At 74.0% G+C, this 19,258-nt stretch carries 15 protein-coding genes; 12 read left to right on the top strand and 3 right to left on the bottom strand.

Translation table 11 applies throughout. The annotated features are described in order from the left end of the window. The first annotated feature begins 234 nt into the window (after window positions 1-234). The 6 genes from GPJ59_RS19975 (at window position 235) to argF (ending at window position 9,514) form a co-directional block, all read left to right on the top strand. Window positions 235-1,896 carry a hypothetical protein gene (locus GPJ59_RS19975; RefSeq protein WP_219668581.1) on the top strand — a complete coding sequence of 554 codons (1,662 nt, stop codon included), beginning with the start codon at window positions 235-237 and terminating at the stop codon, window positions 1,894-1,896. 180 nt (window positions 1,897-2,076) lie between these two features. Beyond that, window positions 2,077-3,669, top strand: coding sequence for a 3' terminal RNA ribose 2'-O-methyltransferase Hen1 (locus tag GPJ59_RS19970; RefSeq protein ID WP_219668580.1), 1,593 nt, complete (start codon window positions 2,077-2,079; stop codon window positions 3,667-3,669). Next, window positions 3,666-6,254: a polynucleotide kinase-phosphatase gene (locus GPJ59_RS19965; protein WP_219668579.1), complete on the top strand. Its 2,589-nt coding sequence runs from the start codon at window positions 3,666-3,668 to the stop codon at window positions 6,252-6,254. The genes GPJ59_RS19970 and GPJ59_RS19965 overlap by 4 nt, the downstream gene beginning before the upstream one ends. Window positions 6,255-6,501: 247 nt before the next feature. Continuing rightward, complete coding sequence (locus GPJ59_RS19960; protein ID WP_219668578.1) at window positions 6,502-7,005, top strand: hypothetical protein; 504 nt, start codon at window positions 6,502-6,504, stop codon at window positions 7,003-7,005. Window positions 7,006-7,065: 60 nt separating this feature from the next. Beyond that, window positions 7,066-8,295, top strand: coding sequence for an arginine deiminase (locus GPJ59_RS19955; RefSeq protein ID WP_219668577.1), 1,230 nt, complete (start codon window positions 7,066-7,068; stop codon window positions 8,293-8,295). Window positions 8,296-8,479: 184 nt separating this feature from the next. After that, window positions 8,480-9,514, top strand: coding sequence for an ornithine carbamoyltransferase (gene argF / locus GPJ59_RS19950; protein ID WP_219668576.1), 1,035 nt, complete (start codon window positions 8,480-8,482; stop codon window positions 9,512-9,514). Window positions 9,515-9,549: 35 nt separating this feature from the next. Here argF and GPJ59_RS19945 read toward each other — a convergent pair whose 3' ends face one another. Next, on the bottom strand, window positions 9,550-9,981 hold the full coding sequence (locus GPJ59_RS19945; RefSeq protein ID WP_219668575.1) for an ATP-binding protein: 432 nt from the start codon (window positions 9,979-9,981) through the stop codon (window positions 9,550-9,552). Between the two features lie 214 nt (window positions 9,982-10,195). On the opposite strand from GPJ59_RS19945, the gene GPJ59_RS19940 reads away from it, so the two are divergent. The 4 genes from GPJ59_RS19940 (at window position 10,196) to GPJ59_RS19925 (ending at window position 14,985) form a co-directional block, all read left to right on the top strand. After that, the gene (locus GPJ59_RS19940; protein ID WP_219668574.1) at window positions 10,196-11,023 is read left to right on the top strand and encodes an enoyl-CoA hydratase family protein; all 828 of its coding nucleotides are present in this window, start codon (window positions 10,196-10,198) and stop codon (window positions 11,021-11,023) included. 4 nt (window positions 11,024-11,027) lie between these two features. Further along, on the top strand, window positions 11,028-13,277 hold the full coding sequence (locus GPJ59_RS19935; protein ID WP_219668573.1) for a bifunctional salicylyl-CoA 5-hydroxylase/oxidoreductase: 2,250 nt from the start codon (window positions 11,028-11,030) through the stop codon (window positions 13,275-13,277). Window positions 13,278-13,398: 121 nt separating this feature from the next. Continuing rightward, window positions 13,399-14,409, top strand: a complete 1,011-nt coding sequence (locus GPJ59_RS19930; RefSeq protein ID WP_219668572.1) for an AraC-like ligand-binding domain-containing protein — start codon at window positions 13,399-13,401, stop codon at window positions 14,407-14,409. Window positions 14,410-14,463: 54 nt separating this feature from the next. After that, complete coding sequence (locus GPJ59_RS19925) at window positions 14,464-14,985, top strand: RICIN domain-containing protein (RefSeq protein ID WP_219668571.1); 522 nt, start codon at window positions 14,464-14,466, stop codon at window positions 14,983-14,985. A 59-nt stretch (window positions 14,986-15,044) separates the two neighbouring features. On the opposite strand, the gene GPJ59_RS19920 is transcribed toward GPJ59_RS19925, so the two are convergent. Then, window positions 15,045-15,854 carry a PaaX family transcriptional regulator gene (locus GPJ59_RS19920; RefSeq protein ID WP_219668582.1) on the bottom strand — a complete coding sequence of 270 codons (810 nt, stop codon included), beginning with the start codon at window positions 15,852-15,854 and terminating at the stop codon, window positions 15,045-15,047. A 1-nt stretch (window position 15,855) separates the two neighbouring features. Then, window positions 15,856-17,463, bottom strand: a complete 1,608-nt coding sequence (locus tag GPJ59_RS19915) for an AMP-binding protein (RefSeq protein ID WP_219668570.1) — start codon at window positions 17,461-17,463, stop codon at window positions 15,856-15,858. Between the two features lie 179 nt (window positions 17,464-17,642). On the opposite strand from GPJ59_RS19915, the gene GPJ59_RS19910 reads away from it, so the two are divergent. Together GPJ59_RS19910 and GPJ59_RS19905 are read left to right on the top strand one after the other, a co-directional pair. Continuing rightward, window positions 17,643-18,794, top strand: coding sequence for an acyl-CoA dehydrogenase family protein (locus GPJ59_RS19910; protein WP_219668569.1), 1,152 nt, complete (start codon window positions 17,643-17,645; stop codon window positions 18,792-18,794). Further along, a complete protein-coding gene (locus tag GPJ59_RS19905; protein ID WP_219668568.1) occupies window positions 18,791-19,189 on the top strand; it encodes a RidA family protein in 399 nt (132 codons plus the stop codon). The genes GPJ59_RS19910 and GPJ59_RS19905 overlap by 4 nt, the downstream gene beginning before the upstream one ends. Window positions 19,190-19,258 lie beyond the last annotated feature (69 nt).

Genomic DNA, 19,258 nt, shown 5'->3' with positions numbered 1-19,258 from the left:
CGAGTCACGGGTGGCAAACGGGACACGCCCCCGCCCGCGCCGGCCCCCGCCCCCGCCCCCGCCCCCGCGCCAGGCCCCGCCCCCGCACCCGTCCCCCTCGCCGGCCCCCCGGTGGCCGGCTGGGTGGTGGTGGGGCCTGAGCGGTGGGGGTGGGAGTTTGTGGCGCCGCCTGAGCCGCCTGCTCATCCCGATGCCCACCGGCCGCCCGTCCCCGTCGAGCCCTCCGATGCCGCCGTGCGGCGGCTGGAGGAGGCGGTCAAGGAGGGGCGCAACACCTCCGGGTTCGGGTGTCTGACCCTCCTGATCGGGGTCATCGCCTACGGGGTCAGCCGTTACAGCCTCCGTGCCGCGCTGATCGGCATGGCGTGCTTCCTCGTCCTCCTCTACGTCTCCTCGCCCAGGGCCCGGCTGCGCGGCGCCAGACGCCGCCTCGCGGCCGCCCGGCGGCGGGCCGGGCAGAAGCACGAGCGGCGGGTCGAGGCCTGGACGGCCGAACTCGCCGCCCACCGCCAGGCCCACCTGCTCCGCAACGAGCACGTGGACACCTGGTACCCGCTCGCCCTGGACTCCGGCCCCAGCCGGATCGACGTCTTCGGCGGCACCGGCAACGGCTGGGCCAGCCTGCTCGCGACCCTCGGCGGCTCGCTCCTCGGCTCCGGCCGGAGCGTCGTCGTGCTCGACCTGACGCAGCAGGCCGTCGCCCTGGAACTGGCCGGCCTCGCCGGCCAGTGCGGCATCCCGGTGGGGCACGTGTCCCTGCCGGGCGCCCTCCTCGGCCTCGACCTGCGCGAGGAGTTCACCCCCGAGGAACTGGCCGAGGCGCTCGCCGAGGCACTGGGCACGCTGCGCCCGCCGGGCGCCGACGTCGACCTGCACACCATCGACGTCGATCTCGTCCAGACCGTCGCCGGCCTGCTCCCCGGCCCGCTCACGTTCGCCCGCCTCGCCGCCGGCCTGCGCGTACTGCTCGGTCTCGACGCCGCCCCGCTCGCCCCCGCCGAGGCCGAGGCAGTCGCCCCGGCGGCGGACCGGGTCGGCCGGAGCGAGCGGGTCCAGGACGAGCTCCGCTACGTCCGGGCCCAGATCGAACTCCTCGCCCGGGCCGAGCCGGCCGACCTACCCGACGCGTGGGCGGCGGACTGGTGGCAGCCCGGCCGGCTGACCGTACTTGGCACCGAGGACCTCGTCCACCGCCGCAAGGACCTGGCCGACCGGTTCGTCTTCTTCCGGCTGATCCACGTCCTGCGCAGGCGCGCCGTCCCGCAGGGCGGCGCCACCCTCGTCGTGGCCGGGGCCGACCACCTCGGCCGGGCGGCCCTGGAGTTGATGGCCCGCCACGCCCGGGCGGCAGGCGTCCGGCTGGTCCTGCTGATGGAGCACCTGAGGGAGGCCGCCCTGGAGGTGGCCGGCGGCTCCGACAGCGCGACCGTGTTCATGCGGCTGGGCAACGGCGAGGAGGCGAGGGCGGCCGCGCAGTTCATCGGCCGGGAGCACAGGTTCCTCGTCAGCCGGCTGACCCGGCAGCTCGGCGAGACCTTCACCGAGGGCCGCGCCAGCAGCTACACCGACCGGGAGGACGTCTCCGAGAGCGCGGGAACCGCCACCGGCGGCCACCGGCCGGGACCGGGGCCGGCGCGGGCCACGCACAGCGTGTCCACCTCGCTGTCGCGCAGCTGGCAGGAATCGGCGCACACCTCCACCGCCCGCTCCACCAGCGATGCCGAGACCCAGACCCGTGCGTACGAGTTCGCCGTCGAGCCCACCCAGCTCCAAGCGCTGCCGCCCACCGGCCTGGTCCTGGTCGAGTCCGGCCCGCGCGGCCGCCGCGTCGCCTTCGCGGACTGCAATCCGGGCATCGGTCTCCAGCCACGCCGGTCGGCCATGCCCCGCACCTGACGACCGACCAGTACGCACCTACGACCGCGACCACATCGCACCTGACGACCGCCGTGCGGCCGCGGCCGTACAGCTCACCGCCGCAGTGCCCGGCCGCCCCCCCCCACGGCCGGCAGCCGCAGCCGGGCGGCGCGGAAAATCATGGTGGCCGGCGGGCCCGGGGCGCACATACTCGGCCATGTGTTCCTGACGATTTCCACCACCGGCACCCCTGACCGACCCGCGACCGACCTGGGCTTCCTGCTGCACAAGCATCCCGGCAAGGCGCAGTCGTTCAGCACGTCCCACGGCACGGCCCACGTGCTCTACCCCGAGGCCACCGAGCAGCGCTGCACCGCCGCGCTGCTGCTGGAGGTGGACCCCGTCGGGCTGGTCCGGCGAGGTCAGGGCAAGGGCCGGGGCGGGGCGCCGGACGGGGCGCTGGCGCAGTACGTCAACGACCGGCCGTACGCCGCCTCCTCCCTGCTCGCCGTCGCACTCAGCAGTGTCTTCCGCAGCGCCCTCCAGGGCCGGTGCGCCGCCCGCCCCGAGCTGGCGGAGCGGCCGCTGCCGCTGCGCATCGAGATCCCGGCGCTGCCGGCGCGCGGCGGGGCCGAGCTGGTCCACCGGCTGTTCGGGCCGCTCGGCTGGGCCTCCGTCGAGGCCGTGCCGGTACCGCTGGACGAGCAGTTCCCCGAGTGGGGCGACTCCCGGTACGTGCACCTGGTCCTGGAGGGCGAGCTGCTGCTGGCCGACGCGCTGCGCCAGCTCTACGTGCTGCTGCCCGTGCTCGACGACGCCAAGCACTACTGGGTCGCACCCGACGAGGTCGACAAGCTGCTGCGGGCCGGGGACGGCTGGCTGGCCGCGCACCCCGAGCACCGCACGATCACCGAGCGCTACCTGGCGCGCCGCCGCAGCCTGACCGAGGACGCCTTCGGCCGGCTGGAACTGGTCCGGCTCGCCGAGGCCGACGGCAGGGACCTGGAGGAGCTCGACAAGGAGCTCGACGAGGAGCTCGACGACGCCGTGGCCGGCGAGGAGCCCACCCCGTCCACCGAAGCCGGAGCCGGAGCCGACCCCGCCCCCCGCCCCGTCCCGCTCGCCGTGCTCCGCCGCGAGGCGATCCTCGGCGCGCTGCGCGCCGCCGGCGCCCAGCGGGTCCTCGACCTCGGCTGCGGCCAGGGCCAGCTGGTCCAGGCGCTGCTCAAGGACGTGTCCTTCACCGAGATCGTCGGCGTGGACGTGTCCGTACGCGCCCTGACCGTGGCCGCCCGGCGGATGCGCCTGGAGCGCATGGGGGAGCGCCAGAGCTCACGCGTGCGCCTGGTGCAGGGCTCGCTGACGTACACCGACAAGCGGCTGGCCGGCTACGACGCGGCCGTGCTCAGCGAGGTGATCGAGCACCTCGACCTGCCCCGGCTGCCCGCGCTGGAGTACGCCGTCTTCGGCGCGGCCCGGCCCCGCACGGTCCTGGTGACCACCCCCAACGTCGAGTACAACGTGCGCTGGGAGACCCTGCCCGCCGGACACGTCCGGCACGGCGACCACCGCTTCGAGTGGACCCGCGAGGAGTTCCGCACCTGGGCCACCGAGGTCGCCGGGCGGTACGGCTACGACGTCCGCGTCGAGCCCGTCGGCGACGACGACCCCGAGGTCGGCCCGCCCACCCAGCTGGCCGTGTTCCAGCTGGCCACCACCGAGACCGCCGCCACCGCCGCCGCCGAGACCGCCACTGCCGCCACCAATGGCACCACCGCCACCGACAGCCCGAAGGAGGGCGACGCCGCATGAACGACGACCGGAAGAACGACGACCGGAAGCAGCGGGTGCTGCCCGTCACCGACCTGTCCCTCGTGGTCCTCGTCGGCGCGACCGGCTCGGGCAAGTCCACCTTCGCGCGCAAGCACTTCAAGCCCACCGAGGTGATCTCCTCCGACTACTGCCGCGGCCTGGTCGCCGACGACGAGAACGACCAGAGCGCCAGCAAGGACGCCTTCGACGTCCTGCACTACATCGCGGGCAAGCGGCTGGCCGCGGGCCGGCTGACCGTGGTGGACGCCACCAACGTGCAGTCCGAGGCCCGCCGCCAGCTGATCCGGCTGGCCCGGGAGCACGACGTGCTGCCCATCGCGATCGTCCTCGACATGCCGGAAGAGGTGTGCGCCGCGCGCAACGCGCAGCGCCCCGACCGGCAGGACATGCCCCGGCACGTCATCCAGCGCCACCGCCGCGAGCTGCGCCGCTCCCTGCGCGGCCTGGAGCGCGAGGGCTTCCGCAAGGTGCACGTCCTGCGCGGCGTGGAGGAGGCCGAGACCGCCGAGGTCGTGCTGGAGAAGCGGTTCAACGACCTGCGCCACCTCACCGGCCCGTTCGACATCGTCGGCGACGTCCACGGCTGCTCCTCGGAACTGGAGGCCCTGCTGGCCAAGCTCGGCTACCGGGACGGGGTCCACCCCGAGGGCCGCACCGCCGTGTTCGTCGGCGACCTGGTCGACCGGGGCCCGGACAGCCCCGGCGTACTGCGCCGCGTCATGGGCATGGTCAAGACCGGCAACGCCCTGTGCGTCCCGGGCAACCACGAGAACAAGCTGGGCCGGTACCTGAACGGCAGGAACGTCCAGCACACCCACGGCCTCGCCGAGACCGTCGAGCAGCTGGGCCGGGAGGACGAGGAGTTCGTCGCCGAGGTCCGCGCCTTCATCGACGGCCTGGTCAGCCACTACGTCCTCGACGGCGGCAAGCTGGTGGTGTGTCACGCCGGGCTGCCCGAGAGGTACCACGGCCGTACCTCCGGCCGGGTCCGCTCGCACGCCCTGTACGGCGACACGACCGGCGAGACCGACGAGTTCGGCCTGCCCGTGCGCTACCCGTGGGCCGAGGACTACCGGGGCAAGGCGGTCGTGGTCTACGGGCACACGCCCGTGCCGGACACCAGCTGGATCAACAACACCATCTGCCTCGACACCGGGGCGGTCTTCGGCGGGAAGATGACGGCCCTGCGCTGGCCCGAGCGCGAGCTGGTCGACGTACCGGCCGAGCAGGTCTGGTACGAGCCGGTCAAGCCGCTCGCCGGCCAGGCGCCCGGTGGGCACGAAGGGCGTCCGCTGGACCTCGCCGACGTGCACGGGCGCCGGGTCGTGGAGACCCGGCACCTGGGCGCGGTCAGCGTGCGCGAGGAGAACGCGGCGGCGGCCCTGGAGGTCATGAGCCGCTTCGCGGTGGACCCGCGCCTGATGCCGTACCTGCCGCCGACCATGGCGCCGACCGCCACCTCGAAGGAGGGAACCCGCGGCGGAGCCGCTGATCTGCCCTACCTGGAGCACCCGGCCGAGGCCTTCGCCCAGTACCGGGCCGACGGGGTCGAGCGGGTCGTGTGCGAGGAGAAGCACATGGGTTCCCGCGCCGTCGTCCTGCTCTGCAAGGACGCCGACGCCGCCCGCGAGCGCTTCGGGGTCGACGGTCCTACCGGGTCCGTCTACACCCGTACCGGCCGGCCCTTCTTCGACGACCCCGCCGTCACCGAGGAGGTCCTGCGCCGGCTGCGCACGGCCGTCACCGACGCCGGGCTGTGGGAGGAGTTCGCCACCGACTGGCTGCTCCTGGACGGCGAGCTGCTGCCGTGGTCGCTGAAGGCCACCGGACTGCTGCGCCAGCAGTACGCCGCCGTGGGCGCCGCCTCCCGCTCGGTCTTCCCCGGCGCCCTCGACGCCCTCCGGGCGGCCGAGGACCGCGGGATCGACACCGGCGGGCTGCTGGAGCGCCAGCGGGAACGCGCCGCCGACGCGGCCGCGTTCACCGATGCCTACCGGCGCTACTGCTGGAGCACCGACGGGCTGGACGGCGTCCGCTTCGCACCGTTCCAGCTGCTCGCCGTGGAGGGCCGCAGCCTCGCCGCCGTCCCGCACGACACCCAGCTGGCCTGGCTGGACCGGCTCGTCGAGGCCGACGAGCGGGCGGGCACCGGGCTGCTGCGCCGCACCGGGCGCATCGTGGTGGACACCGCGGACGCGGACTCCGTACGCGCGGGTACCGACTGGTGGCTGGAGCTGACGGCGGCAGGCGGCGAGGGCATGGTCGTCAAGCCGCTGCACGCGTACGGGACCGACCGCGGCGGCCGGCTGCTCCAGCCGGGCGTCAAGGTGCGTGGACGCGAGTACCTGCGGATCATCTACGGCCCGGAGTACACCCGGCCGGAGAACCTGGAGCGGCTGCGCGTGCGCCACCTCGGGCACAAGCGCTCGCTGGCCCTGCGCGAGTACGCGCTCGGGCTGGAGGCACTGGACCGGCTGGCCGCGGGGGAGCCGCTGTGGCGGGTCCACGAGGCGGTGTTCGCGGTGCTCGCACTGGAGTCGGAGCCGGTCGACCCGAGGCTGTGAGACCGGCGGGCCGCAGGGCGCGTAGGCGGCCGGACCGGTCGTGACGGCGGCCGGACCGGTCGCGCGGGACCGGTCCGGCCCGGCCGGCCGGGCCGCGGCGCCGGACCCCGCGGTGACCAGCGGCGGGCGGGATCGTTCTTCCAGGGCAGCGGGCTGTACGCAACCCACGTACGCGAACCCACGTACGCGAACCCACGTGGGACGCGACCCCACGTACGCGAATCCACGGAAGGACGGAACGTCAGATATGAAGATGACCGCGCGCGGAAGCATTGCGGCGCTCATGACCTGTATGGCCGCGGCGGGGGCGGCGGCGCCGGCCGTGGCCGACTCGGTCCCGGTGGGGGTGCCGCTCGACGGCGTCGAGAGCTCGCTGGGCATCGACGTCCCGCGCGTGGGCACTTCGGTCCCGGTGCCGATCGTGGGCGCCCCCGAATCGCCCACCTTCCACTCGGGGAGCATGCTGCCCACCCCGCTGCTGCCGTCCGTCCCGATCGGCGCCGAGCTCGGCGACACCCTCATCACCTCCCCGGTCCCGAACCTGCTGGGCCGGCCCGAGACGGACGGCGAGGGGTCGCTCGGCTCTCCGGCCACCGATGTGCGGGCCAAGGGCCCGGCGGCCGTCCTCGGACTCCCGCTCACCATGCCGAATGCGGCCAACTTCGGGCTGCCGGACGTGGTGGACCCCAAGCTCGGCATCGTCACCCCCGAGCTCACCGGGGCTCCTTCGGCGCTGCTCGGCCTGCACTGATCCGGTCGGCCGAACCCGAGGGCAGGTCAAACGGCCGCCCGGTCTGCGAACGTGTACGGCATGGGATTCCATGTCGATTCCGAGACCGGGCGGCTTCGCCGCGTCATTCTCCACCGACCCGACCTGGAGCTGAAGCGGCTCACTCCCAGCAACAAGGACGCGCTGCTCTTCGACGACGTGCTGTGGGTGCGCCGGGCCCGCCAGGAGCACGACGGCTTCGCCGACGTCCTGCGCGACCGCGGGGTGGAGGTGCATCTCTTCGGTGACCTGCTGCGCGAGGCGCTCGACATCCCGGAGGCCAGACACCTCGTCCTGGACCGGGTCTTCGACGAGAAGGAGTACGGGCCGCTGGCCACCGACCACCTGCGGGCGGTCTTCGACGGACTGCCCTCGGCGGAGCTGGCGCAGGCGCTGGTGGGCGGGATGACCAAACGGGAGTTCCTGAACCGGCACACCGAGCCGGTCTCGGTCCGCTTCCACGCGCTGGAGTTGGACGACTTCCTGCTCGGACCGCTGCCCAACCACCTGTTCACCCGCGACACCTCCGCCTGGATCTACGACGGGGTGTCCATCAACGCGATGCGCTGGCCGGCCCGGCAGCGCGAGACCGTGCACTTCGAGGCGATCTACAAGCACCACCCGCTGTTCACCGCCTCCGGCGCCTTCCACTACTGGTCGCAGGGGCAGGCCGACTACCCCTCGACCATCGAGGGCGGGGACGTGCTGGTGATCGGCAATGGCGCGGTGCTGATCGGGATGAGCGAGCGGACGACGCCGCAGGCGGTGGAGATGCTGGCGCGCGGCCTGTTCGCCGCCGGTTCGGCCCGCAGCATCGTGGCCCTGGACATGCCCAAGCGGCGCGCGTTCATGCATCTGGACACGGTGATGACGATGGTGGACGGAGATACGTTCACGCAGTACGCGGGCCTGGGCATGCTCCGCTCCTACACCATCGAGCCGGGCGAAGGCGCGCACGACCTGAGGGTCACCGACCACCCGCCGGAGCACATGCACCGGGCCATCGCGGCCGCGCTGGGCCTGGACGAGATCCGGGTGCTGACCGCCCGGCAGGACGTGCACTCGGCGGAGCGGGAGCAGTGGGACGACGGCTGCAACGTGCTGGCGGTGGAGCCGGGGGTGGTCGTCGCCTACGAGCGCAACGTCACCACCAACACCCACCTGCGCAAGGAGGGTATCGAGGTGATCGAGATCCCGGGCAGCGAGCTGGGCCGGGGCCGGGGCGGGCCGCGCTGCATGAGCTGTCCGGTGGAGCGGGACGCGGTGCAGTGAGGCCGTGCAGCGGAGCCGTGCAGCGAAGCGGGACGCGGTGCAGTGAAGCCGTGCAGCCGAGCCGTGCGGTGAAGGCGGCCGCACGCGCTCTCACCGACACCCCAACCGCACACCTGACCGTATAGAGATGCGTTCTTTCGTATAGACTTCCAGCATCCCTGTTCCCGGACCCTGGAGCGTCCCCATGGCCACCGATCTCGTCGGCCGCAGTTTCCTCAAGGAGCTCGACTTCACCGCCGCCGAGTTCCGCGGCCTGGTCGAGCTCGCTGCCGAGCTGAAGGCGGCCAGGAAGGCCGGGACGGAGCGGCCTCTGCTCCAGGGTCGCACGATCGCCCTGATCTTCGAGAAGACCTCGACCCGCACCCGCTGCGCCTTCGAGGTCGCCGCCGCCGACCAGGGCGCCCGTACCACCTACCTCGACCCCTCCGGCTCCCAGATGGGCCACAAGGAGTCGGTCCGGGACACCGCACGCGTGCTGGGCCGGATGTTCGACGGCATCGAGTACCGCGGCGACAGCCAGGACACCGTCGAGCAGCTCGCCGCGTACTCCGGGGTGCCGGTCTTCAACGGCCTCACCGACGACTGGCACCCCACCCAGATGCTCGCCGACGTGCTCACCATGACCGAGCACTGCGCCAAGCCGCTGGAGCGGATCTCCTTCGCCTACCTCGGCGACGCCCGCTTCAACATGGGCAACTCCTACCTGGTCACCGGCGCCCTGCTCGGCATGGACGTCCGGATCGTCGCACCGCGCGCCTACTGGCCGGCCGAGCAGGTCGTGGCCAAGGCGCGCGAGCTGGCGCAGGCCAGCGGCGCCCGGATCACCCTGACCGAGCAGGTGGCGGAGGGCGTGGCGCAGGCGGACTTCGTCGCCACCGACGTCTGGGTCTCCATGGGCGAGCCCAAGGAGGTCTGGGACGAGCGGATCAAGGCGCTGGCGCCGTACGCGGTCACGATGGACGTGCTGCGCGCCAGCGGCAACGCGGACGTGAAGTTCCTGCACTGCCTGCCGGCCTTCCACGACCTGGGTACCGCGGTCGGCCGGGAGATCCACGCGCGCCACGGGCTGGAGTCGCTGGAGGTGACGGACGAGGTGTTCGAGTCCGCGCACTCGGTGGTCTTCGACGAGGCCGAGAACCGGCTGCACACCATCAAGGCCGTGCTCGTCGCCACCATGGCCGCCCCGGGCGCCCGGGGCGGCGCACAGTCAGGCGCGTAGCCAGGCGCATGGCAGACGCACAGCCAGGCGCATAGTCATACGGCCGGCGCCCAGGCCCCCTGTGCCGACAGGGTGAACCACACCGCCTTGCCCTGCGCGGTGGCGCGGTGGCCGCAGCCCGAGCTGAGGGTGCGCACCAGCAGCAGGCCCCGCCCGTGCTCCTGCCACGGGTCGGGGTGGGAGTCCTCCGCCCGCCGGGTCAGATCGCCCGGCGGCCGCGGATCGCCGTCGTGCACCTCCACCTGGCAGCCGCCGGACGACAGCCGCACCACCAGCTCGATCGGGCCCTGCCCGCGGGCGTGCTCCACGGCGTTGGCGACCAGCTCCGCCGTCAGCAGCTCCGCGGTGTCGCCGTCGGCCGGCGTCCCGGCCCCGGCGAGCGCCGTACGGACCAGGGCGCGGGCCGTCGGGACGGCGGCAGGGGTGCGGGGAAGGCGGATCCGCTGGACGACAGCGGCTTCAGGCATGGCTGGATCCATCCGTTCCGGCGCGAGGGCGGGGAGAGATTGTGCCGTCCACCATACGGATGGGCCGCCGCACCCTTGACGGCGCCCCGGCCGAAAACCATCGGGTGCAGCTCCTGGCGCCGCCCAGGAACTCCGTCCGACGCCGCCCGGAACCTCCGTCCGGCGTATCGCGCATTCCTGACGAGAGTCATGAGTCGGTGATACGGTCGTCACCGTGAGCCCCTTCCTTGGTTCCGCAGCAGGCACCGAACGGTGGCGTCACCTCCGGGTGACCCGGCAGGACGGCGTGGCCACCGTCACCCTCGACCGCCCCGAGAAGCTGAACGCGCTGACCTTCGGCTCCTACGCCGACCTGCGCGATCTGCTCGCCGAACTGTCCCGGGAGCGCTCCGTGCGCGCCCTGGTCCTCGGCGGTGAAGGGCGCGGCTTCTGCTCCGGCGGAGACGTGGACGAGATCATCGGCGCCACGCTCGCCATGGACCCCGCCCAGCTCCTCGACTTCAACCGGATGACCGGGCAGGTGGTACGCGCCATCCGCGAATGCCCCTTCCCGGTGATCGCCGCCGTCCACGGCGTGGCCGCCGGCGCCGGCGCGGTCCTCGCCCTGGCCGCGGACTTCCGCATCGCCGACCCGACCGCACGGTTCGCCTTCCTCTTCACCCGGGTGGGACTGTCCGGCGGCGACATGGGCGCCGCCTATCTGCTTCCGCGCGTCGTCGGCCTCGGCCACGCCACCCGGCTGCTCATGCTGGGAGAGCCGGTGCGCGCCGTCGAGGCCGAGCGGATCGGCCTGCTGAGCGAGCTCACCGAGGAGGGCAAGGCCGACGCCCGGGCCCGCGAACTCGCCGAGCACCTGGCGGCCGGCCCCGCCCTCGCCTACGCCCAGACCAAGGCCCTGCTCACGGCGGAGCTGGACATGCCGATGGCCGCCTCGGTGGAACTGGACGCCAACACCCAGGCCCTGCTGATGCACGGCCGGGACTACGCCGAGTTCCACGCCGCGTTCACCGCGAAGCGGCCGCCGCAGTGGACGGGACGGTAGCGCCGTGCGGGTCGCCGTAGCGGGCGGGGGACCGGGGGGACTGTACGCCGCCGCTCTGCTGGCCCGGCAGGGACACGCGGTCGAGGTGTGGGAGCGCAACGCACCCGACGACACCTTCGGGTTCGGCGTGGTGCTCTCCGACGAGACCCTGGGCGGCATCGAACAGGCGGACGCCGAGGTGTACGCCGCCCTCCAGCAGGAGTTCGTCCGCTGGGACGACATCGACATCGTCCACCGGGGGCGGGTGCTGACCTCCGGCGGGCACGGCTTCGCCGCCCTCGGCCGGCGCCGGCTGCTGGCCGTCCTGCACGCCCGCTGCGCCGAGCTCGGCGTACGGCTGCGCTTCCGTACCCAGGCCCCGGACACCGACCTGCTGCGGCGGGAGTACGACCTGGTCGTGGCGGCCGACGGGGTGCACAGCCCGGTCCGCACCGCCGCCGCCGAGGTCTTCCGGCCCCGGGTGGAGACGGGCCGGTGCCGCTACATCTGGCTCTCCGCCGACTTCGCCTTCGACGCCTTCCGCTTCGAGATCGCCGAGACCGAGCACGGCGTGATGCAGCTGCACGGCTATCCCTACGCCCGCCCGCCGGCCGGGCCGGGCGCCTCCACCGTCATCGTCGAGATGCGCGAGGAGGTGTGGCGGGCGGCCGGCCTGGACCTGTGCGACGAGGAGGAGTCGGCGGCCCGGTGCGCCAAACGGTTCGCCGAGGCGCTGCGAGGGCGCCCGCTGTACGGCAACCGCTCCGCCTGGACGGCGTTCCGCACGGTCGTCAACGAGCGCTGGTCGGACGGCAACCTCGTGCTCCTCGGCGACGCCGCCCACACCGCGCACTTCTCCATCGGCTCCGGCACCAAGCTGGCGGTCGAGGACGCCCTCGCCCTGGCGCAGGCGGTCGCCGGGCAGCCGGACGTGCCGGCCGCCCTCGCCGCGTACGAGGAGGTCCGCCGGCCGGCCGTCGCCTCCACCCAGCGCGCGGCCGCCGCCAGCATGCGCTGGTTCGAGGACCTCGCCGGGTACGCCGACCAGCCACCCCGGCAGTTCGCCTTCAACCTGCTCACCCGCAGCCGCCGCGTCACCCACGACAACCTGCGGCTGCGCGACCCCCGTTTCACCCGCACCGTCGAGCGGGACTTCGGTTGCCCCGACGAGGCCACCCCGCCCATGTTCACCCCCTACCGGCTGCGCGGCCTGACCCTGCGCAACCGGGTCGTGGTCTCCCCGATGGACATGTACAGCGCCGAGGACGGCGTACCGGGCGACTTCCACCTGGTCCACCTCGGCGCACGGGCGCTGGGCGGGGCCGGGCTGGTGATGACCGAGATGGTCTGCGTCTCCCCCGAGGGCCGCATCACGCCCGGCTGCGCCGGCCTGTGGACCGACGAACAGGCCGCCGCCTGGCGGCGTATCACCGACTTCGTCCACAGCGCGGCCCCCGGCACGGCGCTCGGCGTCCAGCTCGGCCACTCCGGACGCAAGGGCTCCACCCGCCGCATGTGGGAGGGCATGGACGAGCCGCTGCCCGACGGGAACTGGCCGCTGGCCGCCGCCTCCGCCCTGCCCTACCTCCCGGGCCGCTCCCAGACCCCGTGCGCCCTGGACCACGACGGCCTCGCCGCGGTCCGCGCCGACTTCACGGCCGCCGCCGCCCGCGCCGCCACGTGCGGCTTCGACCTGCTGGAACTGCACTGCGCGCACGGCTACCTGCTGTCCGGCTTCCTCTCCCCGCTGACCAACCGGCGCGAGGACGCGTACGGCGGGAGCCTGGAGGGCCGGCTGCGCTTCCCGCTGGAGGTCTTCGACGCCGTCCGGGCCGTCTGGCCGCAGGACCGCCCCATGACGGTCCGGATCTCCGCCACCGACTGGGCGCCCGGCGGCACCTCCGAGGAGGACGCCGTCGCCATCGCCGCGGCCTTCGCCGAGCACGGCGCCGACGCCATCGACGTCTCCACCGGCCAGGTCGTCGCCGACGAGGCCCCCGAGTACGGCCGCTCCTACCAGACCCCGTACGCCGACCGGATCCGCAACGCGCTGGGCGTCCCCGTCGTCGCCGTCGGCGCGATCTCCTCCTGGGACGACGTCAACTCCCTGCTGCTGGCGGGCCGCGCCGACCTGTGCGCCCTGGCCCGCCCCCACCTCTACGACCCCCACTGGACCCTGCACGCCGCCGCCGAACAGGGCTACGAGGGCCCCGGCGCGCCATGGCCGGCCCCGTACCGCGCAGGCAGCCGCAAGCCCCCGACCGGCAAGGGCTGACCGGCACCCGCGGCCTCTTCATCAGCCCTGCAGTCCGACGCGCAGGACGGCCGATGACCGTGTGTCGGCAGCGCCCCCACTGCTGCATCCTGGCAGCGAGAAAATCGAATGGGGGTACGAAATGTGGACAACGGTCTCGTCGGACCAACTGCCGGCCGGCGACCGCTTCGACTGGTTCTCCGACATGGTTTCGCGGGAGGTGGTGCCCACCACGATCAGCAGTGAGCGGCCCGCCGAGTTCCGGGCCGAGGCCGCGGTGCTGCACCTGGGTGAACTCCGCGTGTCCCGGCTCGCGTACGCGCCCCTGCGCTCGCGGCGCGCCCCTGCGCTGATCCGGCGCAGCGACCCGGAGCAGTACCAGCTGGCCATGGTGAGCAAGGGCTCGATGGAGATGTCGCAGCACGGCAACGAATGCCGCGCGCAGGCCGGGGACCTGGTGTTCTGGGACACCTCGCGGCCCTCCGACGCCAACGCCCCGGCCCGGGACGGCGCCGACCACCAACTGGTGATCCTGCAATTCCCGCGGGATGCGCTGCCGTTACGCTCGCGCCACCTCGACCGTCTCCTCGCCCGCCGCATTCCGGGCGACGGCGGCACGGCGGCGCTGCTGACCTCCTTCATGGGCAGTCTCGTGGCCCACTGCGACCGGTGCACGCCCGCGGAGCTGCGCGGTCTCGGAGCGGCCGCCGCCGATCTCACCGCCGCCTGCCTGGCACAGCACCTCGATGCCGGGGAGCTGCTGCCCGCCGAGATCCGCGCGCGGGCACAGGTGCAGCAGATCCACGCCTTCATCGAGCAGCACCTCGGCGACCCGGACCTGACCCCCTCCGTCATCGCCGCCTGCCACAACATGTCCGTGCGCAGTCTCCACCAGCTCTTCCGGAGCCGGCAGGAGAGCGTCCACGCTCTGATCCGCCGGCGGCGGCTGGAGCAGTCCCGCGCCGACCTCGCCCGCTCCGGCCGGCGCGCGCGCCCGGTGGGTGTGATCGCCGCCCGCTGGGGTTTCAGCGGGCCGGCCGTCTTCAGCCGTTCCTTCCGCGAGGCGTACGGGCTGAGCCCCTCCGAGTTCCGTGCACTGAGCGTCAAGGAAGCCTGCGCCGAGCGCACAGCACGGCGAACGCCCCCTTCCTAGGCTCGGTCCCGTTGGACATGGCACGGCATGGCATCGCGTTCGAGAGGAAAGTTCATGACTCGTCTCCTTGGGAAAGCCGCCGCTGTGGCGGGCGGGCTCGCGCTCCTGACCGGCGTGGCCCTCGCCGGCGCTCCGGTCGCCGGCGCGGCCCCGGCGCAGGCTTCGGCCACCAACCAGATCCTCAACTGGAACTCCGACCTGTGCCTGGGCATCAACGGTGGCACCGGCGACTGGGGCCTGACCGCCTTGCAATGGGGCTGCAACGGCAACGCCGACCAGAAGTGGAACTACTGGGCCGCGGACGGTTCGTACACCACCGTGAGCAACGACAACGGTCTGTGCCTCGGTATCAGGGGCGCCTCGATGGAGCCCGGCGCCGACGCGCTCCAGTGGCAGTGCAACGGGAACGACGACCAGAAGTGGAGCATCACTCCCATCGGCGGCGGCGCCTACCGCATGGTGAACAAGCAATCCGGTTACTGCCTCGGCATCTGGGGCGCGAGCAAGGACTGGGGCGTGGGCGCCGTCCAGTGGCCGTGCAACGGGAACACCGACCAGGCCTGGTACTTCGGCTAGAAGGCTGATGAAGATGTCGGGTTCCGGCCCCGCCGTGCGAGCGGCGGGGCCGGACTCGGCTACGCCCGGACGAACTCGGCCCCCAGGGCGCGCAGGCGTGCGTCCAGTTCGGTGAAGACCGTCGCCGAGCGGTCGCCGGGCCAGTCCGAGGGCAGCAGCTCCCGCGGCAGGCCCGGGTCGGCGTACGGCAGGTGCCGCCAGGAGTCCAGGGCCAGCAGGTAGTCCCGGTAGGCGGCCTCCGGGCCGCCGCCGGCCGCCGCGCCGGACTGCCAGCCGCGCAGCACCGGCTCGTGCAGGTCCAGGAACTCCTCGTGCTGCTTGGCCAGGGCGGTCAGGTCCCACCAGCGGGCCACGGCCTCGGCCGTGGGCGCGAAGCCGAGGTGGTCGCCGCGGAACAGCTCCACGTACTGGGTGAGCCGCAGCCGGTCCAGGGTGTGGCGGGTCTCGTCGTACAGCGCGGCCGGCGCGATCCACACGCCGGGCGCGACGGTTCCGTAGCCGAGCCGGGCCAGCCGGGAGCGCAGCAGGTGGCGCTTGTCGCGCTCCTGCTCGGGGACCGAGAAGACGGCCACCAGCCAGGCGTCCGTGGGCCGGCCCGGCGCCGCGTAGATCCGCCGGTCGCCGTCGTCCAGCAGCTCCCGGGCCTCCGGCGACAGCTCGTAGGCGGCCTGGCCGTCCCGGTCCTTCGCGGGCAGCAGGAAGCCGCGCCGTTTGAGCCGGGACACCGACGACCGGACCGAGGGCGCGTCCACTCCGGCCGCGCCCAGCAGACGGATCAGCGCCGACACCGGGACCGGGCCGTCGAAGGCCCGCCCGTAGGCGCCGTAGAACGTGACGATCAAGGATCGCGGGGTGTGCTCGGCCACCAGATCACTCTAGTTCGCGCAGCCGGAACCGCTGCAGTTTGCCGGTCGCCGTCCGGGGCAGGGCGGGGACGAGGACGAACACGCGGGGGCACTTGTGCGGGGCCAGCTCGGCCCGCATGAAGGCCCGCAGGGCGTCCTCGGTCACCCGCGCGCCGTCGCGGACGACGGCGTAGGCCACCACGATCTGGCCGCGCCGCTCGTCCGGCCGGCCCACCACGGCCGCCTCCCGTACGTCCGGGTGGCGCAGCAGAGCCTCCTCCACCTCCGGGCCGGCGATGTTGTAGCCCGACGAGATGATCATGTCGTCGGCGCGGGCGACGTAGCGGAAATAGCCGTCCCGGTCGCGTACGTACGTGTCGCCGGTCAGGTTCCAGCCGTCCCGGACGTACTCACCCTGCCGGGGGTCGGCCAGGTAGCGGCAGCCGACCGGGCCGCGGACGGCGAGCAGCCCGGGCTCGCCGTCCGGGACCGGCAGGCCCGCCGGGTCCACCACCCGGGCCTGCCAGCCGGGCACCGCCCGGCCGGTGGTGCCGGGGCGGATGTCCTCGTCGGCGGCGGAGATGAAGATGTGCAGCAGCTCGGTGGCGCCGATGCCGTTGATGATCCGCAGCCCGGTCCGCTCGTGCCAGGCCTGCCAGGTGGCCGCCGGCAGGTTCTCCCCGGCCGAGACGCAGCGGCGCAGGCTGGAGACGTCGTGCCCGTCGAGCTCGTCCAGCATGGCCCGGTAGGCGGTGGGGGCGGTGAACAGCACCGTCACCCGGTGCCGGGCCACGGCGGGCAGCAGCTGCTTGGGCCCGGCCTGCTCCAGCAGCAGGGTCGAGGCGCCGGCCCGCAGCGGGAAGACCAGCAGGCCGCCGAGGCCGAAGGTGAAGCCGAGCGGGGGACTGCCGGCGAAGACGTCGTCGGGGCCGGGCCGCAGCACGTGCCGGGAGAAGGTGTCGGCGACGGCCAGCACGTCCCGGTGGAAGTGCATGCAGCCCTTGGGCCGGCCGGTGGTGCCCGAGGTGAAGGCGATCAGCGCGACGTCGTCGGCCGAGGTCGCGACCGCCTCGTACGCGCGGCCGGTGTGCCGGCGCGCCAGCTGGAGCAGGTCGTCGGGCGCCTCCCCGCCGTACGCCGTGATCCGCAGCCCCGGCACCTCGGCCTTGGCCAGGTCGTCGAGCACGCCCACGTGGCACAGCGCGTGGCCGGCCTGCGCCATCGCGCACATCGTGGCCAGCTCCTGGGCGCGGGCCTGCGCCAGCACGGTGACGGCCACCGCCCCCGCCTTCATCACCGCCAGCCAGCACGCGGCCAGCCACGGTCCGGTGGGGCCGCGCAGCAGCACCCGGTTGCCGGGCAGCACGCCGAGGTCCTCGGTCAGTACGTGCGCCAGCGCGTCGACCCGCTCCCGCAGCTCGCCGTAGGTCCAGATGCCGCCGGAGGCGTCCCGGACGGCCGGGCGGTGCGCGCCGAACCGCTCGGTGGTGGTGTCCAGCAGCTCCGCCCCGCAGTTCAGCCGGTCCGGGTACGCCAGCTCGGGCAGGTCGAGCAGCAGGTCCGGCCAGGCCTGCGGGGCAGGCAGCCGGTCGCGCGCGAAGGTGTCGGTGTGGGCGGAAGGCTTGAGCTCCAAGGCGGGATCGCCCCCTTGCGACGGTCCGGGAGGGGAGGTGCGTCCCAGCGGTGGCTGGGGCGGGTGAAGCCGGCCGTGCGGTCGCTCTCCCGACTGCCGCCGGGAGGGTGCCCCTGGGAGCGTATCGTGATGGTGACGGCAGTCAACAGGACGCGATACAACAGGAATGAGGCATCCGGATGCCCGGTTTCGCGCTCGATCCCCGACAGGCGGCCTGGTGCGCGGAGCTGCGCACCCTGGCGGCGCAGCGGCTGCGGCCCCTGGCCGAGCAGGGCGAACCAGGCCGGGTGAACCGGCCGCTGCTCGCCCGTCTGGGCGAACTCGGACTGATCGACCGGCTGTTCACCTCTTCCCCGGCCACCGCCGGGGGGACCCCCAGCGCCCTCGACCTGTGCCTCCTGCGCGAATCCCTCGCCCACGGCTGCACCGAGGCCGAGACGGCCCTCGCCCTCCAGGGCCTCGGCGGCTACCCGGTGCTCCGCTCGGGCAGCGCCGTCCAGCGTGACCGATGGCTGGCGCGGGTGCGGGCGGGACGCGCCGTGGCCGCCTTCGCGCTCACCGAACCGGACGCGGGCTCGGACGCGGCGGCGCTCGCCCTGCGGGCCGCCCCCGACGGCGACGGCTGGCGGCTGACCGGCGAGAAGTGCTGGATCTCCAACGCGCCGGAGGCCGACTTCTACACCGTCTTCGCCCGTACCGGCGAGGCGCCCGGCGCCCGCGGCGTCACCGCCTTCCTGGTGCCCGCCGACCGGCCGGGCCTGACCGGCCGCCCCCTGGACATGCTCGCGCCCCACGCCATCGGGGCGCTCGCCTTCGACGGCGTACGGGTGGGCCCGCAGGACCTCCTGGGCGAGCCCGGCGGCGGCTTCAAGGTCGCCATGGACACCCTCAACCTCTTCCGGCCCAGCGTCGGCGCCTTCGCCGTCGGCATGGCCCAGGCCGCCCTGGACGCGGCGCTCGCGCACACCGCCGGGCGGGTCGCGTTCGGCGGGGTGCTGGCGGACCTGCAGTCCGTCGCCCACCGGGTCGCCGAGATGGCCACCCGGGTGGAGGCCGCCCGGCTGCTGGTCTACGCGGCCGCCAGCGCCTACGACGAGGGCGCGCCCGACGTGCCGCGGCGCGCCGCCATGGCCAAGCTGCTCGCCACCGAGACGGCGCAGTACGTGGTGGACCACGCCGTGCAGCTGCACGGCGCCCGCGCGCTCCAGCGCGGCCACCTGCTGGAGCACCTCTACCGGGAGGTGCGCGCCCCGCGCGTCTACGAGGGCGCCAGCGAGGTGCAGCGCACGATCATCGCCAGGGAGCTCTACCGCAAGGAGGCCGCTCGATGAGCCTGGAGCGGATCAACCCGGCCGAGCTCTCGCCCCCCACCGGCTTCTCCCACGCGGTCGCGGCCACCGGCTCCCGGCTGGTCCTGCTGGCCGGGCAGACCGCGCTCGACGGCTCCGGCAAGGTGGTCGGCGACACCCTGCCGGAGCAGTTCGAGCGGGCCCTGGCCAACCTGCTGGCCGCCCTCGCGGCGGCCGGCGGCACCCCGGCGGACCTGGGCCGGGTCACCGTCTACGCCGTGGACGTGGCGGCGTACCGCGACCACGCCCCCGAACTCGGCCGGATCTGGCGGCGACTGGCGGGCCGGGACTACCCGGCGATGGCGGTCATCGGCGCGGTCCGCCTCTGGGACGACCAGGCCCTGGTGGAACTGGACGGCATCGCGGTGCTGGACTGACGCCGGGGGCGGGGCCGGCGGGGCCGGCGGGGCCGACTGGGCCGGCGGGCCGGTTCGCCGGCGCGGCCG

This window comes from Streptomyces bambusae, assembly GCF_019400985.1.
Taxonomy (GTDB): domain Bacteria; phylum Actinomycetota; class Actinomycetes; order Streptomycetales; family Streptomycetaceae; genus Streptomyces; species Streptomyces bambusae_A.
The sequence above is the reverse complement of the archived record's forward strand: the minus strand, read 5'-3'. Positions and strand labels throughout refer to the sequence as shown.

Excerpts from the sequence above, each read along its gene's own strand:
- GPJ59_RS19925 (WP_219668571.1), top strand. The coding sequence starts at position 14,464 with ATGACTCGTCTCCTTGGGAAAGCCGCCGCTGTGGCGGGCGGGCTCGCG.
- GPJ59_RS19955 (WP_219668577.1), top strand. The coding sequence starts at position 7,066 with ATGGGATTCCATGTCGATTCCGAGACCGGGCGGCTTCGCCGCGTCATT.
- argF (WP_219668576.1), top strand. The coding sequence starts at position 8,480 with ATGGCCACCGATCTCGTCGGCCGCAGTTTCCTCAAGGAGCTCGACTTC.
- GPJ59_RS19910 (WP_219668569.1), top strand. The coding sequence starts at position 17,643 with ATGCCCGGTTTCGCGCTCGATCCCCGACAGGCGGCCTGGTGCGCGGAG.
- GPJ59_RS19905 (WP_219668568.1), top strand. The coding sequence starts at position 18,791 with ATGAGCCTGGAGCGGATCAACCCGGCCGAGCTCTCGCCCCCCACCGGC.
- GPJ59_RS19960 (WP_219668578.1), top strand. The coding sequence starts at position 6,502 with ATGAAGATGACCGCGCGCGGAAGCATTGCGGCGCTCATGACCTGTATG.
- GPJ59_RS19930 (WP_219668572.1), top strand. The coding sequence starts at position 13,399 with ATGTGGACAACGGTCTCGTCGGACCAACTGCCGGCCGGCGACCGCTTC.
- GPJ59_RS19945 (WP_219668575.1), bottom strand. The coding sequence starts at position 9,981 with ATGCCTGAAGCCGCTGTCGTCCAGCGGATCCGCCTTCCCCGCACCCCT.
- GPJ59_RS19965 (WP_219668579.1), top strand. The coding sequence starts at position 3,666 with ATGAACGACGACCGGAAGAACGACGACCGGAAGCAGCGGGTGCTGCCC.